The 19858-nt window shown below is 66.0% G+C and carries 19 protein-coding genes and 1 other RNA gene; 7 read left to right on the top strand and 13 right to left on the bottom strand.

The features are described 5' to 3' along the window. Positions 1-36: 36 nt before the first annotated feature. The 5 genes from FG93_RS21895 to FG93_RS21875 form a co-directional block, all read right to left on the bottom strand. Positions 37-1056 carry a flagellar motor protein MotA gene (locus FG93_RS21895; protein ID WP_348270492.1) on the bottom strand — a complete coding sequence of 340 codons (1020 nt, stop codon included), beginning with the start codon at positions 1054-1056 and terminating at the stop codon, positions 37-39. A gap of 187 nt (positions 1057-1243) precedes the next feature. After that, complete coding sequence (locus FG93_RS21890; RefSeq protein WP_043238440.1) at positions 1244-2032, bottom strand: inositol monophosphatase family protein; 789 nt, start codon at positions 2030-2032, stop codon at positions 1244-1246. 71 nt (positions 2033-2103) lie between these two features. Beyond that, the gene (locus FG93_RS21885; protein ID WP_052514031.1) at positions 2104-3039 is read right to left on the bottom strand and encodes a tetratricopeptide repeat protein; all 936 of its coding nucleotides are present in this window, start codon (positions 3037-3039) and stop codon (positions 2104-2106) included. Then, positions 3036-3683, bottom strand: coding sequence for a thiamine phosphate synthase (locus FG93_RS33660; RefSeq protein ID WP_052514048.1), 648 nt, complete (start codon positions 3681-3683; stop codon positions 3036-3038). Before FG93_RS33660 ends, FG93_RS21885 begins: the two co-directional genes overlap by 4 nt. 2 nt (positions 3684-3685) lie before the next feature. Continuing rightward, a complete protein-coding gene (locus FG93_RS21875; protein ID WP_043238434.1) occupies positions 3686-4840 on the bottom strand; it encodes a benzoate/H(+) symporter BenE family transporter in 1155 nt (384 codons plus the stop codon). A 209-nt stretch (positions 4841-5049) separates the two neighbouring features. On the opposite strand from FG93_RS21875, the gene FG93_RS21870 reads away from it, so the two are divergent. Next, the gene (locus FG93_RS21870) at positions 5050-7059 is read left to right on the top strand and encodes a PhoX family phosphatase (protein WP_043238633.1); all 2010 of its coding nucleotides are present in this window, start codon (positions 5050-5052) and stop codon (positions 7057-7059) included. A gap of 242 nt (positions 7060-7301) precedes the next feature. On the opposite strand, the gene fba is transcribed toward FG93_RS21870, so the two are convergent. The 6 genes from fba to tkt all read right to left on the bottom strand — a co-directional run bounded on the left by fba (position 7302) and on the right by tkt (position 13614). Beyond that, positions 7302-8384, bottom strand: coding sequence for a class II fructose-bisphosphate aldolase (gene fba, locus FG93_RS21865; RefSeq protein ID WP_043238430.1), 1083 nt, complete (start codon positions 8382-8384; stop codon positions 7302-7304). Between the two features lie 219 nt (positions 8385-8603). Further along, a complete protein-coding gene (locus FG93_RS21860; RefSeq protein WP_043238427.1) occupies positions 8604-8795 on the bottom strand; it encodes a hypothetical protein in 192 nt (63 codons plus the stop codon). Next, positions 8792-9982: a phosphoglycerate kinase gene (pgk, locus tag FG93_RS21855; RefSeq protein WP_043238425.1), complete on the bottom strand. Its 1191-nt coding sequence runs from the start codon at positions 9980-9982 to the stop codon at positions 8792-8794. The genes FG93_RS21860 and pgk overlap by 4 nt, the downstream gene beginning before the upstream one ends. After that, on the bottom strand, positions 9979-10440 hold the full coding sequence (locus tag FG93_RS21850) for a hypothetical protein (RefSeq protein ID WP_152579559.1): 462 nt from the start codon (positions 10438-10440) through the stop codon (positions 9979-9981). Before FG93_RS21850 ends, pgk begins: the two co-directional genes overlap by 4 nt. A gap of 69 nt (positions 10441-10509) precedes the next feature. After that, a complete protein-coding gene (gap, locus tag FG93_RS21845; protein ID WP_043238422.1) occupies positions 10510-11520 on the bottom strand; it encodes a type I glyceraldehyde-3-phosphate dehydrogenase in 1011 nt (336 codons plus the stop codon). Positions 11521-11616: 96 nt separating this feature from the next. After that, positions 11617-13614 (bottom strand): transketolase, encoded by a 1998-nt coding sequence (tkt, locus tag FG93_RS21840; RefSeq protein WP_043238421.1) that lies wholly within the window; start codon positions 13612-13614, stop codon positions 11617-11619. Between the two features lie 272 nt (positions 13615-13886). On the opposite strand from tkt, the gene FG93_RS21835 reads away from it, so the two are divergent. The 5 genes from FG93_RS21835 (at position 13887) to FG93_RS21820 (ending at position 16272) form a co-directional block, all read left to right on the top strand. Then, on the top strand, positions 13887-14174 hold the full coding sequence (locus tag FG93_RS21835; RefSeq protein WP_348270491.1) for a DUF4164 family protein: 288 nt from the start codon (positions 13887-13889) through the stop codon (positions 14172-14174). A gap of 14 nt (positions 14175-14188) precedes the next feature. Continuing rightward, positions 14189-14557, top strand: coding sequence for a cell division protein ZapA (locus tag FG93_RS21830; RefSeq protein WP_043238417.1), 369 nt, complete (start codon positions 14189-14191; stop codon positions 14555-14557). A gap of 90 nt (positions 14558-14647) precedes the next feature. Further along, positions 14648-14802, top strand: a non-coding RNA gene (ssrS, locus tag FG93_RS32005) — 6S RNA. 8 nt (positions 14803-14810) lie between these two features. Continuing rightward, positions 14811-15389: a 5-formyltetrahydrofolate cyclo-ligase gene (locus tag FG93_RS21825; RefSeq protein ID WP_043238414.1), complete on the top strand. Its 579-nt coding sequence runs from the start codon at positions 14811-14813 to the stop codon at positions 15387-15389. 55 nt (positions 15390-15444) lie between these two features. Continuing rightward, positions 15445-16272: a TIGR00282 family metallophosphoesterase gene (locus tag FG93_RS21820; protein ID WP_043238412.1), complete on the top strand. Its 828-nt coding sequence runs from the start codon at positions 15445-15447 to the stop codon at positions 16270-16272. A gap of 19 nt (positions 16273-16291) precedes the next feature. Here FG93_RS21820 and FG93_RS21815 read toward each other — a convergent pair whose 3' ends face one another. Further along, positions 16292-17617, bottom strand: coding sequence for a globin-coupled sensor protein (locus FG93_RS21815; RefSeq protein ID WP_043238624.1), 1326 nt, complete (start codon positions 17615-17617; stop codon positions 16292-16294). 289 nt (positions 17618-17906) lie between these two features. Between FG93_RS21815 and FG93_RS21810 the strand changes: the two genes are divergently transcribed. Beyond that, positions 17907-18653, top strand: a complete 747-nt coding sequence (locus FG93_RS21810; RefSeq protein WP_043238409.1) for a YebC/PmpR family DNA-binding transcriptional regulator — start codon at positions 17907-17909, stop codon at positions 18651-18653. 219 nt (positions 18654-18872) lie between these two features. Here the strand turns inward: FG93_RS21810 and FG93_RS21805 are convergent, their stop codons facing one another. Then, positions 18873-19652 carry a sulfite exporter TauE/SafE family protein gene (locus FG93_RS21805; protein ID WP_052514028.1) on the bottom strand — a complete coding sequence of 260 codons (780 nt, stop codon included), beginning with the start codon at positions 19650-19652 and terminating at the stop codon, positions 18873-18875. Positions 19653-19858 lie beyond the last annotated feature (206 nt).

Genomic DNA, 19858 nt, shown 5'->3' with positions numbered 1-19858 from the left:
TGGCGCAGGCCAACGTCAACGAGTCCCATGTCCGGGTCATGGCTCGGAGACGCCGTTTGCGGTCAGCCGCTCGATCAGGCGCTTCAGATCCTTCTCGCGGGCAGCCTGCGCCTCGACCCAGTCGCGGATCAGCTGTTGTTCGGTGCGCATGTGCTGGACCAGCCCCTGCACGCCCTCGGCGAGGTTCGAGATCGCCTGAGTGGCGGCGCGGTTATTGGGGCCGTCCGCCAGGGCAGCGCTGAGCCGGTCGAGCTTGTCGCCGAGATTGCGGCCGATATCGGGGCTGTAGCCGGGAGCCGCAACCGGGGAGGCGGCCTCCCGGGTGCACGAGCCGAGCCAGCTCTCGATTTCGTTGCGGAAGCGACGCTGCGCCTGGCCGAGCTGCAATTCCAGGAAGCCGAGGATCAGCGAGCCTGCGATGCCGAAGAGTGAAGATGAAAACGAGAGGCCCATGCCGGCGAGCGGCGCGGCAAGGCCGGCCTTGAGCTCGTCGAAGAGCACGCCGGCTTCCGCGCCGGTGCGCAGGCTCTTGATGACGTTGCCGACCGAACTCACGGTTTCGAGGAGGCCCCAGAAGGTGCCGAGCAGGCCGAGGAAGACGAGGAGACCCGCGAGATAGCGCAGCACCTCGCGACCGTCATCGAGCCTGACCGCAATCGATTCGAGCACGGAGGCCGCTTGAGTGGGCGCCAGGGAACCCTCATCGAGGGCCGACAGCACGGGACCGAGCGGGGCAATGACCTGGCCGCGCTCGATATCGGCGAGCCCGGGTGCCGCGGCGAGGCGGCTCGCAGCGGCCGCTTCGCTGTTGACGCGCCAGAGTTCACGCAGTGCGATCAGCGCTCCGACAAAGAGCGTACCGAGGATGAGCCCGTTGAGACCGGGATTGGTCATGAAGGCCGTGACGAGCCCGCCCTGGAGGATGAAACCCAGGAAGCCGATCAGGGCGAGGAACAGGATTGCGCGGATCGCGTAGCGCAGCGGCCGCGAAAAGCGGGTGGTTTCCCGTGTCGTCGCGACCGTGCCCATCTCGGCCGCTGGGACCTCTCTGTCCATGCCTCGTCTTCCGTTCGCCTGGAGCCTGCCACTCCCGGGTGATCCCGAGCCGGCGTCGCTCATCAACCATCCCGCCGTGAGCGGGGTGGACCCGAATCCGGTCACCACTGTCCACGACCGCAGCGCTGGAGGGAGACTGTCGCCTCCCGCTGCGCCATGATCAAGCGTGAAAGATCAAAGCTGTATGTCAGCCAGCCGTCTTGAGCGCGGCGCGGAGCGCCTGTTCACCGACTTCATTGCCGCAGATGATATCCTTGGCGCTGGTCGGCTGCTTGCCATCGAGTGTGCCGAAGGTGCCGCCCGCCTCGCGGATCATCACGGCGCCCGCCGCGAAATCCCAGGTGTTGAGGCCGCGCTCCCAGTAAGCGTCCATGCGGCCGGCCGCGACATAGGCGATGTCGAGCGCGGCGGAGCCCATGCGCCGGACATTGGCAAAGCGCGTCATGACGGCGCCGAGCTCGCGCAGAAAGAGCGGGTGACCGCCCTTGCCGATATGCGGCACGCCCATGCCGATCAGCATATCGGTCGGCTCACGGCGGCCGGAGACGCGCATCCGGCGGTTGTTGACATAGGCGCCCTTGCCCTTCTCGGCGATGAAGAGTTCGTCCTTCGCTGCGTCATAGACAATGCCGGCGACGAACTGGTTATCGCGCTCCAGCGCCACCGAGATGTTCCAATGCGGGATGCCGCGCAGGAAGTTATGGGTGCCGTCGAGCGGGTCGATATGCCAGCGGTTGCTCTCGTCGGTGCCGTGGACGACGCCGCTCTCCTCCATGACGAAGCCGTAGCCGGGCCTGGCCTTCTCCAGCGATTCGCGCAGGATGCTCTCGGCCTTGTGGTCGGCCTTCGAGACGAAATCGCCCGGGCCCTTGGCGAGCACCTGCAGATTCTCGATTTCGCCGAAGTCGCGCTTCAGCGAACGGGACGCCTTCATCACGGCGTCGGTCATCACGGTCATCAGGGGGGAGCGGATCATCTAAAACCTCATGCGCGCCTTGAACGCGAGAAGGCCGGCAGCGCCATCGCTCCGGCCTGGAAATTCTGCCGTCACTTGCTCGGCTGGCTCGGCGTAGTCAAGGCCGTGCCCTCGATCCGGTCGGCGGCGACGCGTGCGATCCGGCTCATTTGCTCAGGTGTCATGCGATCGAGCACCTGGTCGAGCATGGGATCGTCGAGGCCCTGTGCCCTGGCGGCGAGATGCCAGGCAGCGGCCTCGGCACTGTCGGGAGCGATGCCGCGGCCAGCCAGATAGAGACGAGCGATGCGGTTCTGCGCAATCGCATTACCCTTGTAGGCGGCGCGCAGGAAGAGCTTGGCGGCAGCTGTTTCGTCCTTGGCGACGCCTTCGCCATTGAACAGCATGATCGCATATTCGATCTCGCCCGCGACATTGCCGCTCTCTGCTGCCTTTGCCATCCAATCGGCGGCCTTCGCATTGTCCTGCGGCACGCCGCGACCCTGCTTGCAGAGCACGCCCAGCGCGTGTTCGGCATCGCCGATATTGGCCTTCGCAGCGATCTCCAGAGCGGCAACGGCGCGCTTGTCGTCAGCCTCCTTGCCTGTCGCCAGCAGCGCCAGGGCCAGGTTGTAGTTGGCGGCCGGATGGCCGGCCGCTGCGGCACGTTCCAACAACACGCCGGCCTTGGCGGGATCGCGCTTGCTGCTGCGCTGGTCGAGCAAAGCGATGGCGAGCGCATAGACGGCGTTGATGTCGCCACGCTCGGCTGCGCGCTCATACCATTCGGTGGCGGCTGTGGTGTTTTCGGGGACGCCGAGACCCTGGCGATAGATTTCGCCGAGCAGTGTCATGGCAGCAGCGTCAGTGTTGTTCGCCTCGATGCGCTTCAGCGCCTCTTCCTGAGCCCGGCGATAATGGCCAGCCTGGTAGGCGCCATAGGCCAGGTCGATTTCGGCGGCCGAGGCAAGGTCGGTTGGCGCGAGCGCCAGCCCGACGAGCAGCAGGCTGCGCCGAAGGCGTCTCACCGGCCGGCCTTCCGGGTTGCGCAGGCGGCAATCGCGGCATTGGCGGCCTCGACAAGGGCGCGGATGTCCTGATCTTCGCCAAAGGCCCACTCGCCGAGCGCGACGAATTCGGCGCCGGTTTCGACAAGTGCCGGCACGGATGCCGCGTCGGGCGCATAGGCGACGCATGGGGTCTCGAAGATCTCCGCCCACCAGGTGGCGCGCTCGACGACTGCCGGCAAGGGCGGCATCGAACCGTCAGGCCGCGGTTCGCCGAACATCACGTAGTCGACGCCAGCCTCGCCGACATCCATGGCGTCGTGACGGGCGCGCAGGCCGCCGGCGCCAATGATGCGCTCATCGCGCAGGCTGGAGCGAGCCTCGCGGATCGCCTCGGGGCCCTCGACCAGGTGCACGCCATCGGCGCCACCGCGCGTCGCGATCAGCGCCGAGCCCTCGACGACGAGCGCGACACTATTGGCTTGAACGGGGCCGGCAATGCGCTTGACGCGCTCGATCCGGCTGCGGTCGTCGCCCTCGGTGAGGCGTAGCAGCACGGCGGCGACGTCGCCGCCGGCGAAGGCCTGCATCAGGCGGAATGACATGGCCTCGGCATCCGCGACGGGCGGAGTGACGAGCATGAGACGGGTCTGTGAAGATGTCATGGTCATGATCTTGCGCGCAAACGGCCTGTGAGAGCGTCCAATGTCAAGACCGCAAGCCCGGCGACCAGGCTCCAGAAGGCGGAACCGACGCCGAAAAGCGAGAGGCTGGACGCCGCGACGGCGAAAGTGATGACGGCGGCGAAGCGTTCGGAATCCTTGGCCATGGACTGGCCGAGCGCGCCTGTCAGCGAGCCGACGAGGCCGAGCCCCGCGACGGCGACGATCAGCGCCTTGGGCATGGCGGTGATGAGCGCGAGCAGCAGCCCGGCGGTCGCGGCGATCGCAAGCCAGAACAGGCCGTAGGCAATGCCGGCCTTCCAGCGCTGCTTGGGGTCGGGATGAGTGTCGGCGCCCGTGCAGATCGAGGCGCTGATCGCTGCGAGATTGACCATATGCGCGCCGGTCGGCGCCGTGATGAAGGACATCAGGCCCGTGACGAACAGGCTGGGCGCGGTCGGCGGGTGATAGCCGGCTGCGCGCAGCACGGCGAAGCCCGGCAGGTTCTGCGCCGCCATGGTGACGAGATAGAGCGGAATGCCGATGCCGATGATCGCGGTCAGGTCGAAGCGTGGCCAGGTCAGGATGAGTTCGGTCAGCGCCACGTCGCCGCTGGGCAGGGTTGCGAGCCCCGCTCCAAAGCTCAGCGCCAGGCCGGCGGCGAGCGCGGCGATGACGCCGAGAAACGGGTTGATCAGGCGTGCGACCAGGAACACGGCGAGCAGCGTCAGGACGAGGGCGGGCTGCAGCTTCATCTCGTCGAAGACCGCGACGACGAAGCGGAAGATGACACCGGCAAGCATGGCCGAGGCGATGGTCATCGGAATCCGCTCGATCAGCGCGCCGAGAGGCCGGAAGGTGGCGGTCAGCATCATCAGGGCCGCAGCGGCGAGGAAGCCGCCGATCGCGGCTGCGAGATCAAAGCCGCTTGCCGCCGCGATCAACGCTGCGCCGGGCGTCGACCAGGCGCAGATGATCGGCATCCGATGGCGCCAGGACAGCCAGATGCTGGCGAGCCCCTTGGCGATCGCGAGCCCGACGATCCAGGACACGGTCTGTCCTTGCGTCGCGCCAATGGCCTGTGCGGCGGCAAGCACGACGGCGACGGAGGCGGCAAAGCCGACAAAGGCCGCGACCAGCGCGGAAAAGACGATCGACATCGGGCGCTACCGCGGCAGGGAGGCAAGCCGCGCAGGAAGCGCGCGGCCAGACGGGCTTTCCCTTGAACCAGAAAAGCGCGGCGCCCGGAAGGGCAGGGGCGAAACCGGCTCATGTCCGCGGCGCCTGTCACGGAGTTGTCAATCCGAAGGCTTATTTCTGGATTCGATCTAATGTGAAGCTCGCTGGCGAGCGATCGAGGACGATGAGCATGAGCGCCGACGATATTTTCGAAACACCCTTCGGCGCGAGCATGCTGGAAGCGGCTGATGCGCCGCCGCAGAACGTGAGCGACAACCCGACCATGGGCGAACTGATCGGCCGGCGCTTCTCGCGCCGTGGCCTGCTCAAGGGCGCGCTCGCGGTTTCCGCGATCTCGGCGACGGTTGGGACCGCGGCGCTGGCCACGGCTGATGCCGTGCGCGCGCAGTCCAAGGGCAGTGGCTCGGCCTTTTCCTTCAAGGAGGTCGAGGTCGGGGTCGACGCCGACCACCATGTCGCCGAGGGCTATGACGCCGATATCCTGCTGCGTTGGGGGGATCCGCTCTTCCCGGACGCTCCGGAGTTCGATCCGCTGAAGCAGACGCCGGAGGCCCAGGCTCGGCAGTTCGGCTATAACAACGACTATGTCGGCTACACCCCATTGCCGGGCGCTGCCGACCCGTCGGTGCATGGCCTGCTCTTCGTCAATCACGAATACACCAACCCGCATCTGATGTTCCCGGGCGTGGTGACGATGAAGGACGGCAAGGCCGTCATGGCGAACGCCACCCGGGAGCGCGCCGCGATCGAGATGATGGCGCATGGTGCCACGGTCGCCGAGATCCGCAAGACCAACGGCAAATGGGCCCTGGTCCGGGATTCGAAATACAACCGCCGCATCACCGTCGCCACCGAGATGCAGCTCTCCGGCCCGGTCGCCGGAACCGACCGCGTCAAGACCAATGCCGACCTGAGTGGCAAGAAGGTGTTCGGTACACTCAACAATTGTGCCGGCGGCCTGACACCCTGGGGCACTTTCGTCAGCGGCGAGGAGAATTTTCACGGCTACTTCTCCGGCACCTTGCCGGAGGGCCACAAGGAGGCAGCAAATTACAAGCGCCTGGGGCTGCCCTCTCCGCCGTATGGCTGGGGCCGGTTCGAGGAGCGTTTCGACATCAGCAAGGAACCCAACGAGGCAAACCGCTTCGGGTGGGTCGTCGAGGTCGATCCGTTCGATCCGAATTCAGTCCCAAAGAAGCGCACGGCGCTTGGCCGCTTCAAGCACGAGGGTGCCGAGAGCATCGTCGCCAGGGATGGGCGCGTCGTCTTCTATCTCGGCGACGACGAGCGCTTTGACTATGTCTACAAGTTCGTGACGGCCGGGAAATTCGATCCGAACAACCGTGCCGCCAACATGGACCTGATGGATTCCGGCACGCTTTATGTTGCGAAGTTCGCGGCCGATGGCAGCCTCGAATGGCTGCCGCTGGTCTTCGGCCAGGGGCCGCTGACGGCGGCGAATGGTTTCGCGAGCCAAGCCGACATCCTGATCGAGACCCGTCGCGCCGGCGACCTGCTCGGCGCCACCAAGATGGATCGTCCCGAGGACATCCAGCCGAACAGCGTCACCGATCGAGTCTATGTCATGCTGACCAACAACACGAGCCGCACGGCCGAGCAGGTCGATACTGCCAATCCCCGCGCCAAGAACGCTTTCGGGCACATCATCGAGATCGTCGAGGATGGCGGCGACCACACGGCGACCAAGGGCAAATGGGAAGTGCTGCTGAAATGCGGCGACCCGTCCGTGGCCGCGGTCGGTGCCTCCTTCTCGACCGAGACGAGCAAGAACGGCTGGTTCGGGATGCCGGATAATTGCGCGGTCGACTCGGCCGGGCGGCTCTGGGTCTCGACTGACGGCAATGACATCAAGGCGACCGGCCGTACCGACGGGCTCTGGGCGGTCGACACCCAGGGCGAGGCCCGGCAGACCTCGAAACTGTTCTATCGCGTGCCACATGGAGCCGAGCTTTGCGGCCCCTGCTTCGCGCCGGACGACCAGACGGCATTCGTGGCCGTGCAGCATCCGGGCGACGATGGCCCCGACTGGCCGGAATTTGGCCGCCGTTCCTATTACGAGGATCTTTCGACCCGCTGGCCGGACTTCAAGCCCGACATGCCGGTCCGCCCCTCCGTGGTGGCGATCACCAAGAAGGGCGGCGGCAAGATCGGCGTGTGACGCAAGCTGTCACGGCCGGGTTTGAACCGGCTGTCTTCTGAAAGCGAAACGCCCGGCGAAATGCCGGGCGTTTGTGTTCGATGGCCGGTGCTTTCGGCGTAGATGAGGTCGAGGCCTACGCGGGCCTCTCGCATATCATCCCGGGCAACCGATGGAGACGCGGGATCCATTCGGGAACGGTTCAGAGATGGATCCCGGTCGGGAAGGCAGTCTCCCGCATCAGTTTCTCAAAACGCGGCGCCTTAAGCCGCGTTCTTGCCCGCAAAAGTCGGGTCGAGCTCGCCCTTCGCATAGCGCTTGGCCATCTCGGCGGTGGTCGCGACGCGCTTGATCTTCGAGGCCTGGCCGGCGGTGTTGAACTCCTGCAGGCGCAGCGTGCAGAGCTTGGTCATCGCCTCCATGGCGGGCTTCAGATACTTGCGCGGATCGAATTCGCCGGGATGCTCCGAGAGGATCTTCCGGATCTGGCCGGTCATCGCCATGCGGTTGTCGGTGTCGATGTTGATCTTGCGCACGCCGTGCTTGATGCCGCGCTGGATCTCTTCGACCGGTACGCCCCAGGTCTGGGGCATCTTGCCGCCATACTGGTTGATGATGTCCTGCAAATCCTGCGGCACGGAGGAGGAGCCGTGCATCACGAGATGCATGTTCGGTAGTTTCTTGTGGATCTCCTCGATGACATGCATGGCGAGGATCGCGCCATCGGGCTTGCGCGTGAACTTGTAGGCGCCGTGCGAGGTGCCCATGGCGATGGCGAGCGCATCGACCTTGGTCTCGGCGACGAATTTCACAGCTTCCTCCGGGTTGGTCAGGAGCTGGTCATGGGAGAGCTTGCCCTCGAAGCCATGGCCGTCCTCCTTCTCGCCTTCGCCGCTTTCCAGCGAACCGAGCACGCCGAGTTCGCCCTCGACCGAGATGCCGCCGAGATGAGCCATCTCGGTCACCGTCTTGGTCACGCCGACATTGTAGTCCCAGTCGCCTGGGGTCTTGCCGTCGGCCTTGAGCGAGCCGTCCATCATCACCGAGGTGAAGCCGGCCTGGATCGCTGTCATGCAGGTCGCCGGCTCGTTGCCGTGGTCGAGATGAACGCAGACCGGGATATGCGGATAGATCTCGGTGACGGCGTCCATCATGTGCTTGAGCATGATGTCGTTGGCGTAGGAGCGGGCACCGCGCGAGGCCTGGATGATGACGGGCGCATCGGTCGCGTCCGCTGCGGCCATGATCGCCAGTGCCTGTTCCATGTTGTTGATATTGAAGGCGGGCACGCCGTAATCGTTCTCGGCGGCATGGTCGAGCAGTTGGCGAAGCGTGATGCGGGCCACTTTGGTACTCCTTTTGGGCGTAGAAGCGTTCCGGCAGGATTTAGTGCGGATGGCCTGCGATGGCAAAGCGAAAGCGGCCGCAGCGTGAATGCAGGTGCGCGGTCATGCGTCCCAATCACGGCGCATCCGCTCGGCGAAATCGCCGGTCTGGCCTTGGCCATCATGGTCAGTCCCGCGGTGTCGCGCTTCTGACTGCGGACGAACTCTCCCCAGGTGTACTCAGCCGAACATGCGCCTATGGATGGTTGAAGCGCAGTGATTCACCCGGCCCGCAGCCAGAAGCGCGACGATGCCGATCGGCAACCAGCGCGGCCCCGGCCAGCCGACGACGTCGGCAAGCCCGTAGACTGCGAGCCCCGCCAGACCTGCTGTGCAGACATGGAGCAGGAAGATGAAGGCGTTGCGGCTCACCGCGCCCGGAGTGCCTCGACGCCCGGCAGGGCCTTGCCTTCCATCCACTCGAGGAAGGCACCTCCCGCCGTCGAGACATAGGACAGGTCGTCGGCGACGCCGGCATGGTTCATCGCAGCGACAGTGTCGCCGCCGCCGGCGACGGCCACGAGCCGGCCGGCCTTGACGCGCTCGGCCGCAGCTTTGGCGACGGTGACCGTCGCCGTGTCGAAAGGATGCAGTTCGAAGGCACCGAAGGGGCCGTTCCACACCAGCGTCCTGACGGTGTCGAGCTTGAGCACGACCTCGGCGACGCTGAGCGGGCCGGCATCCAGGATCATCTCGTCGGCGGTGACCTCGGTGATCGGCACGACGCGATGTCCGGGGTTGGCCTTGAACTCACGAGCGACCAGCGCATCGACCGGCAGCATGATCTCGCAGCCGGCGGCCCTGGCCTTCTCCTCGATCTCGCGGGCGGTGCCGAGGAGATCATGCTCGCAGAGCGACTTGCCGACATCGACGCCGCGAGCCGCCAGGAAGGTATTGGCCATGCCGCCGCCGATGGCGAGGACGTCGACCTTCTTCACCAGATTGCCAAGCAGCTCGAGCTTGGTCGAGACCTTGGCGCCGCCGACGATCGCCATCACCGGGCGGGCGGGATTATCGAGCCCGGCGCTGAGCGCTTCCAGTTCGGCCTGCATGGTGCGGCCGGCATAGGCCGGCAGGACATGGGCGAGGCCCTCGGTCGAAGCATGGGCGCGGTGGGCGGCGGAGAAGGCGTCATTGACGAAGATGTCGCCATTGGCGGCGAGCGCCCGGACGAAGGCGGCGTCGTTCTTCTCGTCGCCCGCATGAAAGCGGGTATTTTCCAGCAGCAGGACTTCGCCGTTCTTGGCGGCGGCGACGGCCTTGGCGGCGTCATTGCCGATGCAGTCATCGACGAAGATCACCGGCTGGCCAAGCCGATGGGCGAGCGCCATGGCGACCGGCTTCAGCGAATCCTTGGGGTCGCGCCCCTTCGGCCGGCCGAAATGCGCGAGCAGGACGACCTTGCCACCCTTCTGCGCGATCTCGCGAATGGTTGGCAGGACCCGGTCGATGCGTGTCGTGTCGGTGACCTTGCCGGCCTCCATCGGCACGTTCAGATCGACGCGGACAAGGACGCGCTTGCCGGCGAGATCGGCGTCGTCGAGCGTGCGGAAGCTCATCGCGGCAGCAGTCCCGAAAACAGGCCCGGCACGCCGAACTTCAGCACCAGGATGGTGAGCAGCACGGTGAGAACGGCGGTGACTAGGGCGGTGGTGAACAGGGTCGCCGAACGCGGCGTCGCGTCGACGCGTTCGCGCAGCGCCGCGACCTCCTGGCGGATCCCGGCGAAATCCATGGCGCCAGTTGCGCTCTCAACCTTGGCGGCACTGCGCTCCAGCGACGCCTCGGCCCGCGTGAAGACGGCCTCGTAGCGGGCAAATTTCTCCTCGATGCGCGCCGCCTTGTCCTCGATGCGAGAAAGCTGGTCGAGCTTGCGCGGCTCCGCGGTCGGCGCCGCCTCCTCGGCCCGGCTGGCTGCGGAAAGAGCTGTCACCGTTGCTCCCGATGCGCTGGGCGCAGCGATGAAGGGCTCGGATGGGCTCGCCGGCGCGCCGACGGTCGGCTCGATCTTGGTCATGCGCTTTCCGTTCATTCGAGAAGGGTCAGGCGGGGCCCGGCAGTGGGCCGGGTCCCGCCGGCCGTTGCGTCAGATGAGCTTCGCCATCGCGACGGCAGTGTCGCTCATGCGGTTCGAGAAGCCCCACTCGTTGTCGTACCAGCTCAGGACGCGGACGAACTTGTCGTCCAGCACCTTGGTCTGGTCGAGCGCGAAGGTCGACGAAGCCGGGTCGTGGTTGAAGTCCATCGAGACGTTCGGCTGGTCGGTGACCGCGAGGATGCCCTTGAGGGGACCGCGTTTCGCGGCCTTGAGGATGGCCTCGTTGATCTTCTCGACCGTGGTCTTGCGCTTCGAGATGAACTTGAAGTCGACGACCGAGACGTTCGGAGTCGGAACGCGGATCGAGGTCCCGTCGAGACGGCCCTTCAGTTCGGGAATGACGAGGCCGATCGCCTTGGCGGCGCCGGTCGAGGTCGGGATCATCGACAGTGCGGCAGCACGGCCGCGGTAGAGATCCTTGTGCATCGTGTCGAGCGTCGGCTGGTCGCCGGTATAGGCATGGATCGTGGTCATGAAACCCTTGTCGATGCCGACAGCGTCCTGCAGCACGCGCACGACCGGCGCGAGGCAGTTCGTCGTGCAGGAGGCGTTCGAGACGACGAGATGGTCCTTGGTCAGGGCGTTGTTGTTGACGCCGAAGACCACCGTCAGGTCGGCGCCGTCGCAGGGCGCCGAAACCAGCACGCGCTTGGCGCCGGCGGCGAGATGGGCGGCCGCCTTGTCGCGGGTCGTGAAGATGCCGGTGCATTCCAGCGCGATGTCGACGCCGAGCGCCTTGTGCGGCAGGTCCTTGGGATCGCGGATCGCAGTGACCTTGATCGGTCCCCGGCCGACGTCGATCGTGTCGCCGGAGACTGTCACGGTGCCGGGGAAACGGCCATGGACGGAGTCGAAGCGGAAGAGATGAGCGTTGGTCTCGACCGGGCCGAGATCGTTGATCGCCACGACCTCGATATCCTTGCGCTTCGACTCAATGATCGCGCGCAGAACGTTGCGCCCGATGCGGCCGAAGCCGTTGATCGCCACCTTAACCGTCATCTCAATCCTCTCCTTCGCCGATTCACGGCGCGTTGGCCGTTATTCACGCGGGCAAATCGGCCAAAGCATGGCCAAACGCAAGTGTCTGCATGAAACTCAGCCGTTATGCCGCTTCAATGCGGCTTCGACCACTGCGTCGGGCGTAATGCCGAAATGCTTGTAGACGTCCTTGTAGGGGCCGCTGGCGCCGAAGGAGGCCATGCCGACGAAGATGCCGTCATGGCCGATCACCGCGTCCCAGCCGAAGCGGACGGCGGCCTCGATGGCGATCTTGACCGGGGCCTCGCCGATGATCTGGCTCTGCGTCGCCTCGTCCTGAGCGAGCAGCAGTTCGAGCGAGGGCACGGAGACGACACGGGCGCGGACGCCCTTCTCGGCCAGAAGCTTGCGGGCCGCAACGGCGATCTCGAGTTCTGAGCCGGACGCAAAGAGCGAGACCTGCGCCTTGCCGCCCTCGGCCGCCTGCAATTCATAGGCGCCCTTGGCCGAACGGTTGGTCGTGGTGCCATCCGTGCGGAGCTGAGCGAGATTCTGGCGCGAAAGCGCCAGCACGGTCGGCCCCTGGGTCCGCTCAAGTGCGATCTGCCAGGCTTCCGCCGTCTCGATCGCGTCGGCCGGGCGCAGCACGCGCATGTTCGGCATCGAGCGAAGCGAGGCGAGATGCTCGACCGGCTGATGGGTCGGGCCATCCTCGCCCAGGCCGATCGAGTCATGGGTCATGACATAGACGACCGGAAGGCCCATCAGGGCTGCCAGACGCATCGCGGGGCGGGCATAGTCGGCGAAGACCAGGAAGGTGCCCCCGGCGGTGCGGAAGCCACCATGCAGGGTGATGCCGTTCATCGCGGCAGCCATGCCGTGCTCGCGGATGCCGTAACGGATGTAGCGGCCCTTCGGGGTCTTGAGCGTGAAGTCTTCCAGCCCCTTGGCCTTGGTGTTGTTCGAAGGCGTCAGGTCGGCCGAGCCGGAGACCAGTTCCGGCATCACCGGCACGATGACGTCGAGCGCGAGCTCGGAGGCCTTGCGGGTCGCGACGGTGACCGGGCTGGCGGCAAGAGCCTTCTTGTGGGCGACGATCGCCTTGTCGAGCTTGCCCGGAATCGTGTGGGCGAGACGGCGCTCGAACTCGGCGCGCTTGCGCGGCGACAACGCCTCGAAGCGGACGAGCCAGTCCTTATGGGCGAGGTGGCCGGCCGAGCCGAAGCTGCGCCAGCTCTTCAGGACGTCGGCGGCAATCTCGAAGGCTGCGCCGGTGATGCCGAGCTTGGCCTTCGCGGCTGCGAGTTCCTCGGCGCCGAGCGGCTCGCCATGGGCCTTGGAGGTGCCGGCCTTCTTCGGCGCGCCGAAGCCGATCACCGTCTTGCAGGCGATCATGGTCGGCTTGTTCGACTTCTGGGCGCGGCGGATCGCGGCCTCGATCGCGTCGGGATCATGGCCGTCGACGCGCTCGGAGCGCCAGCCGCAGGCCTTGAAGCGGGCGACCTGGTCGACCGAGTCCGAGATCGAGAGCGGGCCGTCGATCGAGATGCCGTTGTCGTCCCAGAGCACGATCAGCTTGTTGAGCTTGTGATGGCCGGCAAGCGCGATCGCTTCCTGGCTGATGCCTTCCATCAGGTCGCCGTCGGAGGCCAGGACATAGGTCTTGTGGTCGACGACCTTCTTGCCGAATTCGGCGGCGAGCATGCGCTCGGCCATTGCCATGCCGACAGCGGTGGCGAGACCCTGGCCGAGCGGGCCGGTGGTGGTCTCGACGCCGACAGTCATGAAGTTCTCGGGATGCCCCGGGGTCTTCGACTCGAGCTGGCGGAACTTCTTGAGGTCGTCGAGGCTCAGGCCGGGCGTGCCCGTGAGGTAGAGCAGGGCGTAGATCAGCATCGAGCCGTGACCGGCCGAGAGAACGAAGCGGTCGCGGTCCGGCCAGCGCGGATCGGAGGCGTCGTAGTTCATGACGCGGGTAAACAGCACGGTTGCGACGTCGGCAGCGCCCATCGGCAAGCCGGGGTGGCCGGACTTCGCCTGCTCGACGCCATCCATTGCCAGGGCGCGAATGGCGTTGGCGAGCTTGTCGTGCTGGGCGCGGTCGATCGTGGTCATGGTGTCATTGGCTCCGGCGGGCGGAAGGGCGCGTCCCGCGTCCGAACCATGCCGGAAAGGCAGGAGGGCGACGGTCCGGTAGGCTTTCGGGGCATCGTTTTCGTGCGGGTGCTCGATAGGATGCCCGCTCTCCCGGAGTCAATTCATCAGGGGGGCGTTATGGCAGTTGAGAGCTGCGAATATCTGCCCAAAAGCGTTTCCCACTTGCTCACATCCTGCTTTAGGCTCGCGAATCATGGAGCCGGCTTCGAGCTGAAAGGGAGGAGACGACCGTGGCGAGCCTGATGCTGGACAATGCGCTGGCGCGACTCGATAGCGCACTCGCGCAACTCGAGGCGGCTGCACGCCGACGCATCGAGGCGGAGCGCGGACGGGCCAATCTCGAAACCGAGCTGACCTTGATGCAGGACGACAGGGCCCGGCTCGCAGCGGAGCTCGATGGCGCGATCGCGCGCGTCGGCCAGGTCGAAACCGCGGCAGGCGATGTCGAACGCAGGCTGGAGAAGGCGATGGGCGCGGTGGGCGATGTGATCGCCCGCGCCGAGGCGCGCGAGCACTGAATACGGAGGGCGTGATGCCGCAGGTGAATGTCACGATCGCGGGCAAGGCCTATCGCATGGCCTGTGGCGACGGCGAGGAAGCCCATCTCGAAGCGCTCGCCAATCTCTATGACGGCAAGATCGACGAAATGCGCCAGGCTTTCGGCGAGATCGGCGACATGCGTCTGCATGTGATGGCCGCTCTGATGGTCGCCGACGAGGTGTCGGAGCTCAAGGAGCGCGTCGCGACGCTGGAGAGCATGCTCTCGGCTGTGCGCGGCGATGCGGGCTCGGCCGATCAGCGCCTCGGCGAGGTCGAGGAGCGCGCCGCGGAAGCACTGGTCACAGCGGCAGAGCGCATCGAAAGCGTGGCTCGCAGCCTGATTCCGAGCCCAGTCGGCTGAAGCCCCCCGCCTGACCGACGCTGACCTCAAACCGCGGTATCGTCACAATCGCCTCTGGCGCTTTGCCGGCGAGCGTCCTACATAGCTCTGGCGGGGCTGCCCGGTGCGTGAGAGTATGTATTCCCGGGCCCATACGATCTCCTCGGGAGCTGTCCCTGACTGGGTCCCTGGACCCGGACATATGGCGCCCACCTACTTAGTAGGTGTCCCGGGATCGAAAATTCCACGGCCAAGGTGGCTCCGCACTTTCCCCATGCGCACTGACCTTCAAACGACGCCGCCCCGCGGCAAGAGCGAGCTGCGGATCGAAGCGCTCGCGCGCCGTGACGCGCTTGAGATCGATGACCGCCTCGAATGGGACAAGGCCATCGTCGCCGGTGTCCTGGCGCTGCCGGCGTTGGCCGGAGGAGGGCCTGTCTCGGCCTATTGGCCGATGCGCTCGGAGGCGGATCCCCGCCCGGTTCTGGAAGCCCTGCACGCGCAGGGCGTTCCGCTTTGCCTGCCGGCCATCGTGAATGGCACGATGATCTTTCGGAGCTGGACGCCGTGGGAGCCGATCGTGCCCGGCGGCTTCGGCACGCTGGTGCCCGAACCGCAGCAGCCGCAGGCAAGGCCGAGCATCCTGCTCGTGCCGCTGGCGGCCTTCGACCGTCGCGGCTACCGCATCGGCTACGGCAAAGGCTATTACGACCGCACGCTCACCGAACTCGGGGCGGTCACCGCGATCGGCCTCGCCTATGGCGCGCAGGAGATCGCGACGGTTCCCGATGAGCCACATGACCGCAAGCTCGACTGGATCGTGACCGAGCGCGAAACCATCCGCTGCGGTTGATTCGCGTTCGCGTTCGCGTCAGTGAAGCGCTCCTTCTTCCTTCAGGGTTCCCGTCATGCGTTTTCTTTTCCTCGGCGACGTCGTCGGTCGCCCCGGTCGCATTGCGGTTCAGGAGCGCCTGCCCGGCCTGCGTGAGCGCTGGAAGCTCGACTGCGTCGTGATCAATGGCGAGAACTCGGCCGGCGGCTTCGGCATCACCGAGGCGATCTGCGACGAGTTTCTGGCCGCCGGCGCCGATGCCGTGACGCTCGGCAATCATTCCTGGGACCAGCGCGAGGCGCTGGTGTTCATCGAGCGCCAGCCCGCATTGGTCCGCCCCGCCAATTATCCGCCTGGAACGCCCGGCCGCGGCGCGACTGTGATCGAGGCGCGCAACGGCGCGCGAGTGCTGGTCGTCAATGTGATGGGCCGGCTGTTCATGGACCCGCTCGACGATCCCTTTGCCGCGGTCGAACGCGAACTCGCAGCCTGTCCGCTGCGTGAGGTCGCCGATGCGGTCATCATCGATATCCATGCCGAGGCGACCAGCGAGAAGCAGGCCATGGCCTATTTCGTCGATGGCCGCGCCAGTCTCGTGGTCGGGACCCATACCCACGCCCCGACCGCCGATACGCGCATCCTGCCCGGCGGCACCGCCTACCAGTCCGATGCCGGCATGTGCGGAGACTATGATTCCGTTCTGGGCATGCACCGGGAGGAGCCGGTTCGCCGCTTCCTGCAGAAGGTTCCGGGCGCGAGGCTGGAGCCTGCAACCGGACCCGGAACGCTGTCCGGCGTTGCGGTCGATATCGACGACGCGACGGGCCTGGCCCGGGTGGTCTGGGCCGTCAGGCTGGGGCCGCATCTGAGCGAGGCCATGCCGGAGGCGTGGGAGCGGGGCTGATCACCCTGCCCTGAATTGCTCAGGCGGTGCGGCCCTGACGGGCGAGGTTCTCGAAGGCGGAGGTGAGCGAGGAAGCTTGCTTTGCCAGGTTTTCCGCGACACTCAGGACATCCGAGACATTGGCGCCTGCCGTCTGCGCCATCTCGCTGACCCCGCTGGCGGCCTGCGCGACCTCCTGCGTTCCGAGTGCTGCCAGGTTGACGCTGCGTGCAATTTCCTGCGTTGCGGCGCGCTGCTCGTCGATCGAGCCCGCGATCGTCACCGTCGTCCGCTCCATCTGCGTGACGAAGGCAACGATGCTCTCGATTGCCGCAACTGCCTCGCGCGTCGCCGCCTGCATCGCCGGCACCTGTGCCGCGATCTCGTCGGTCGCCTGGGCCGTCCGGGCCGAAAGCTGCTTGACCTCATTGGCGACGACGGCGAAGCCGCGTCCGCTTTCGCCGGCGCGTGCTGCCTCGATCGTGGCGTTGAGCGCGAGCATGTTGGTCTGGGCGGCGATCGTCTTGATCATCTCGACCACGGCGCCGATGGTTTCGGCCGAATGCGCCAGGCTCTTGACGATGATGTCGGTCTTCATCGCGGCCGCATTGGCGTCATGCGCCATGTTCGCCGCGCGCGAGATTTCGGACGAGACATCGTTCAGTGAAATGGAGAGCTCTTCGGCCGCGCTGGCGACGTTCTGGACATTTGCCGATGCTTCGTCGGAGGCCTGCGCGGCGACGACGGCCTGCGTGCCCGTATCCTGCACGACATTGCTGACGGCGCGCGCCATGGTCTCGACGCGGTTCGCGCCGGCGTTCACGGTGTCGACCACGCCGCGAACCGTGACTTCGAAGGCCTCGATCTCGGCGCGGGTGCGCTCGCGGATTTCGCGCTGGACCTCGGCATAGGTCTCGAGCAGCAGCTCGAGATCCAGTTGCACGGCCTTGTTGAGCGCGGCCCGCATGGCAATGCCCCGAACGAAACGCTTATGCTGCCAGAAGCCGTTCAGCTTCTGGAGCCCATTGCGGTCGACACCAAGCTCGGCGCCGATCGCGTTCGAGACAATGGTGTGGCAGATCGCGACCGCATAGACCGGGACGCCGTGGCGGTAAAAGGCAGCGGCGAGGCTGCGGGCGGATTCGAGGTAGCCATCCCTGAGATCGCCCGAGGCGAGCCTGATCCAGTGCGCCAGCCTGAGTTCATGAACCTCGGGGGTTTTCAGCGCGCGGCTGGTTTCCGGCCAGGGATCGAATTCAGCGTGCAGTTCCTGCAGCAACCCCGGTAGTCTCGTCTTGGCGAAGGCGGATTGCTGGCGCAACAGGGCGAGATCGTCGGCGCCGATCTGGAACGCGCGGAAGCGCATGTCCTGTTCCGCGATGGCTATGCTGGACACAGATTTCATGAGGTCGGGAGAACCGGCAATCTGGCGAGAGGGACTGATTTGAAATAACCCTGAACCAGTTCGGCAAAGATTGGCTTAACGTTTCGCTTGCCGCGCTTCTGCCGCGGAAACGCATTAGGAGCATCGTCATTCAGGGCGGGCCGGCGGCTTGCCTGCCGGCAAAAGCCCCGCTTATAAGGCGCGGATTGCCTCGCCGGGCCCGCTTTGGTCCGCCTTGGCAGGTCCACAGTGACAAAAGAGGCTGACCTCGATGGCCGGGCATTCCCAGTTCAAGAACATCATGCACCGCAAGGGCAAGCAGGACGCGGTGCGTTCCAAGCTGTTCTCGCGGCTCGGGCGCGAAATCACCGTCGCGGCCAAGATGGGCATGCCTGACCCCAACATGAACCCGCGTTTGCGCATGGCGGTGCTCGCCGCGCGCGCGGAAAACATGCCGAAGGACAATATCGAGCGCGCCATCAAGAAGGCGGCCGGCAACGAGGGCGAGAACTATGATGAGGTGCGCTATGAGGGCTATGGCCCTGGCGGTGCTGCCGTCATCGTCGAGGCGCTGACCGACAACCGCAATCGCACTGCTTCGGCCATCCGCTCCTATTTCACCAAGGCCGGTGGAGCCCTCGGCGAAAGCAATTCCGTCTCCTTCATGTTCAACCGCGTCGGCGAGGTCACCTACCCGCCAGAGGCCGGCGATGCTGACAAGGTCATGGAAGCGGCGATCGAGGCCGGCGCCGACGATGTCGTCAGCGACGAGAACGGCCACACCATCCTGTGCAGCTTCGATGCGCTGAACGAAGTCTCCAAGGCACTCGAGGCCTCGCTCGGCGCGCCGGCTTCGGCCAAGCCGGTCTGGCGCCCGACGACGACCGCTCCGCTCGACGAGGAGAAGGCCGCCTCGATGATGCGGCTGATGGAGGCGCTCGACAATGACGACGACGTACAGAACGTCTTCGCCAATTTCGAGATCGCCGACGAGATCATGGCGAAGCTCGGCTCGTAAGGAGCCAATCCGTCTTGCCGGTCATGATCGGGCTTGCCCGGCCATGATGGCTGCCCCAAGAGCATGCTGCGAAAAAGTGGCAACGGTTTTTCGCATAAAGCATGCTCTGAACTATGAGCGTCGATCACGCTGCGTTTTGACGATTTCGTCCAAACGCAGCGTGATCTGTATCGCGTGACGCAAGACGTGGCTGCTTGCCCGCGAGGGCGAACACGGCGTTCAGCGCCCCAGCATTCCATCCCATAGCGGCAGGCTGATCAGCGCGCTGAGGAAGATCACGAGATAGGCGATGCGCCGGAACGTCTGCTCGGAGGCGATCCGGAAGGCGTGGGTGCCGACCCAGAGCCCGGCGCCGTAAATGGCAAACAGCGGCAGCGCCATCGCGAGCGACGCGGCCGTGATGATGCTCTTCAGCCAGAGCAGGACACCGCTGACCACGGTCGACAGGCCGAAATAGGTCTGCAGGTTGGCGCGGGCCTTGTGCCGGTCGTTGCGCTGGGCGCCGAGCCAGAACACGGCCAGCGGCATCCCGCCGATGCTGGAGAGGCCGTTGAACAGGCCCGACAGCGAACCGACGCCGAGCGAGAGCGGGATGCCCGGCTTGCCGTGATAGCGCCAGCCCGAGGCCATCAGCGTCACCGCGGCGAGAACGAGCAGGGCGACGATCCAGCGCATCGTCCTCGGTTCCAGCCAGGTCAGCAGCCAGAGCCCGAGCGGCAGCGTCAGCGTCGCTGCGATCAGCAGCGGGATGACCTCGCTCCATTCGGCGCGCTTGGCCGAGCGGGCGGCGATCGGCAATGCGAAGGGCAGGTCGATCACCCAGATCAGGCCGAGCGCCGCGACGGGGCCCAGCACCAGGCTCGCCAGCGGCATGAAGACCATGGCGAAGCCGAAGCCGGTGAAGCCGCACACCAGGCCGCCGAGCAGCGTTGCGCCGAGAAGGGTGGCGATCCCCGAGAGGGTGAGGCTGGGGAACAGCGCAGAAAGCAGGTCGGTCATCGGTCCGGGGAGGTCAGGCAGGCGGGGCGACCCACCATCACTCAAGTCCTGGCGCGATCAACTCTTTCCTTGTGATGGCATCGATGCGTGCACGTCATCGATGCCACGAGGCCGCGCCCCGAGATGCCGTGAGCCGCTACGTGTCCGAGTGTTCTTCCCGCCATCCGTTCTCGGCCAGTTCTCGCCCCGGCGGGTACAACAACGGA

The organism is Allobosea sp. LC85, from assembly GCF_000735605.1.
Lineage (GTDB): Bacteria > Pseudomonadota > Alphaproteobacteria > Rhizobiales > Beijerinckiaceae > Allobosea.
The sequence above is the reverse complement of the archived record's forward strand: the minus strand, read 5'-3'. Positions and strand labels throughout refer to the sequence as shown.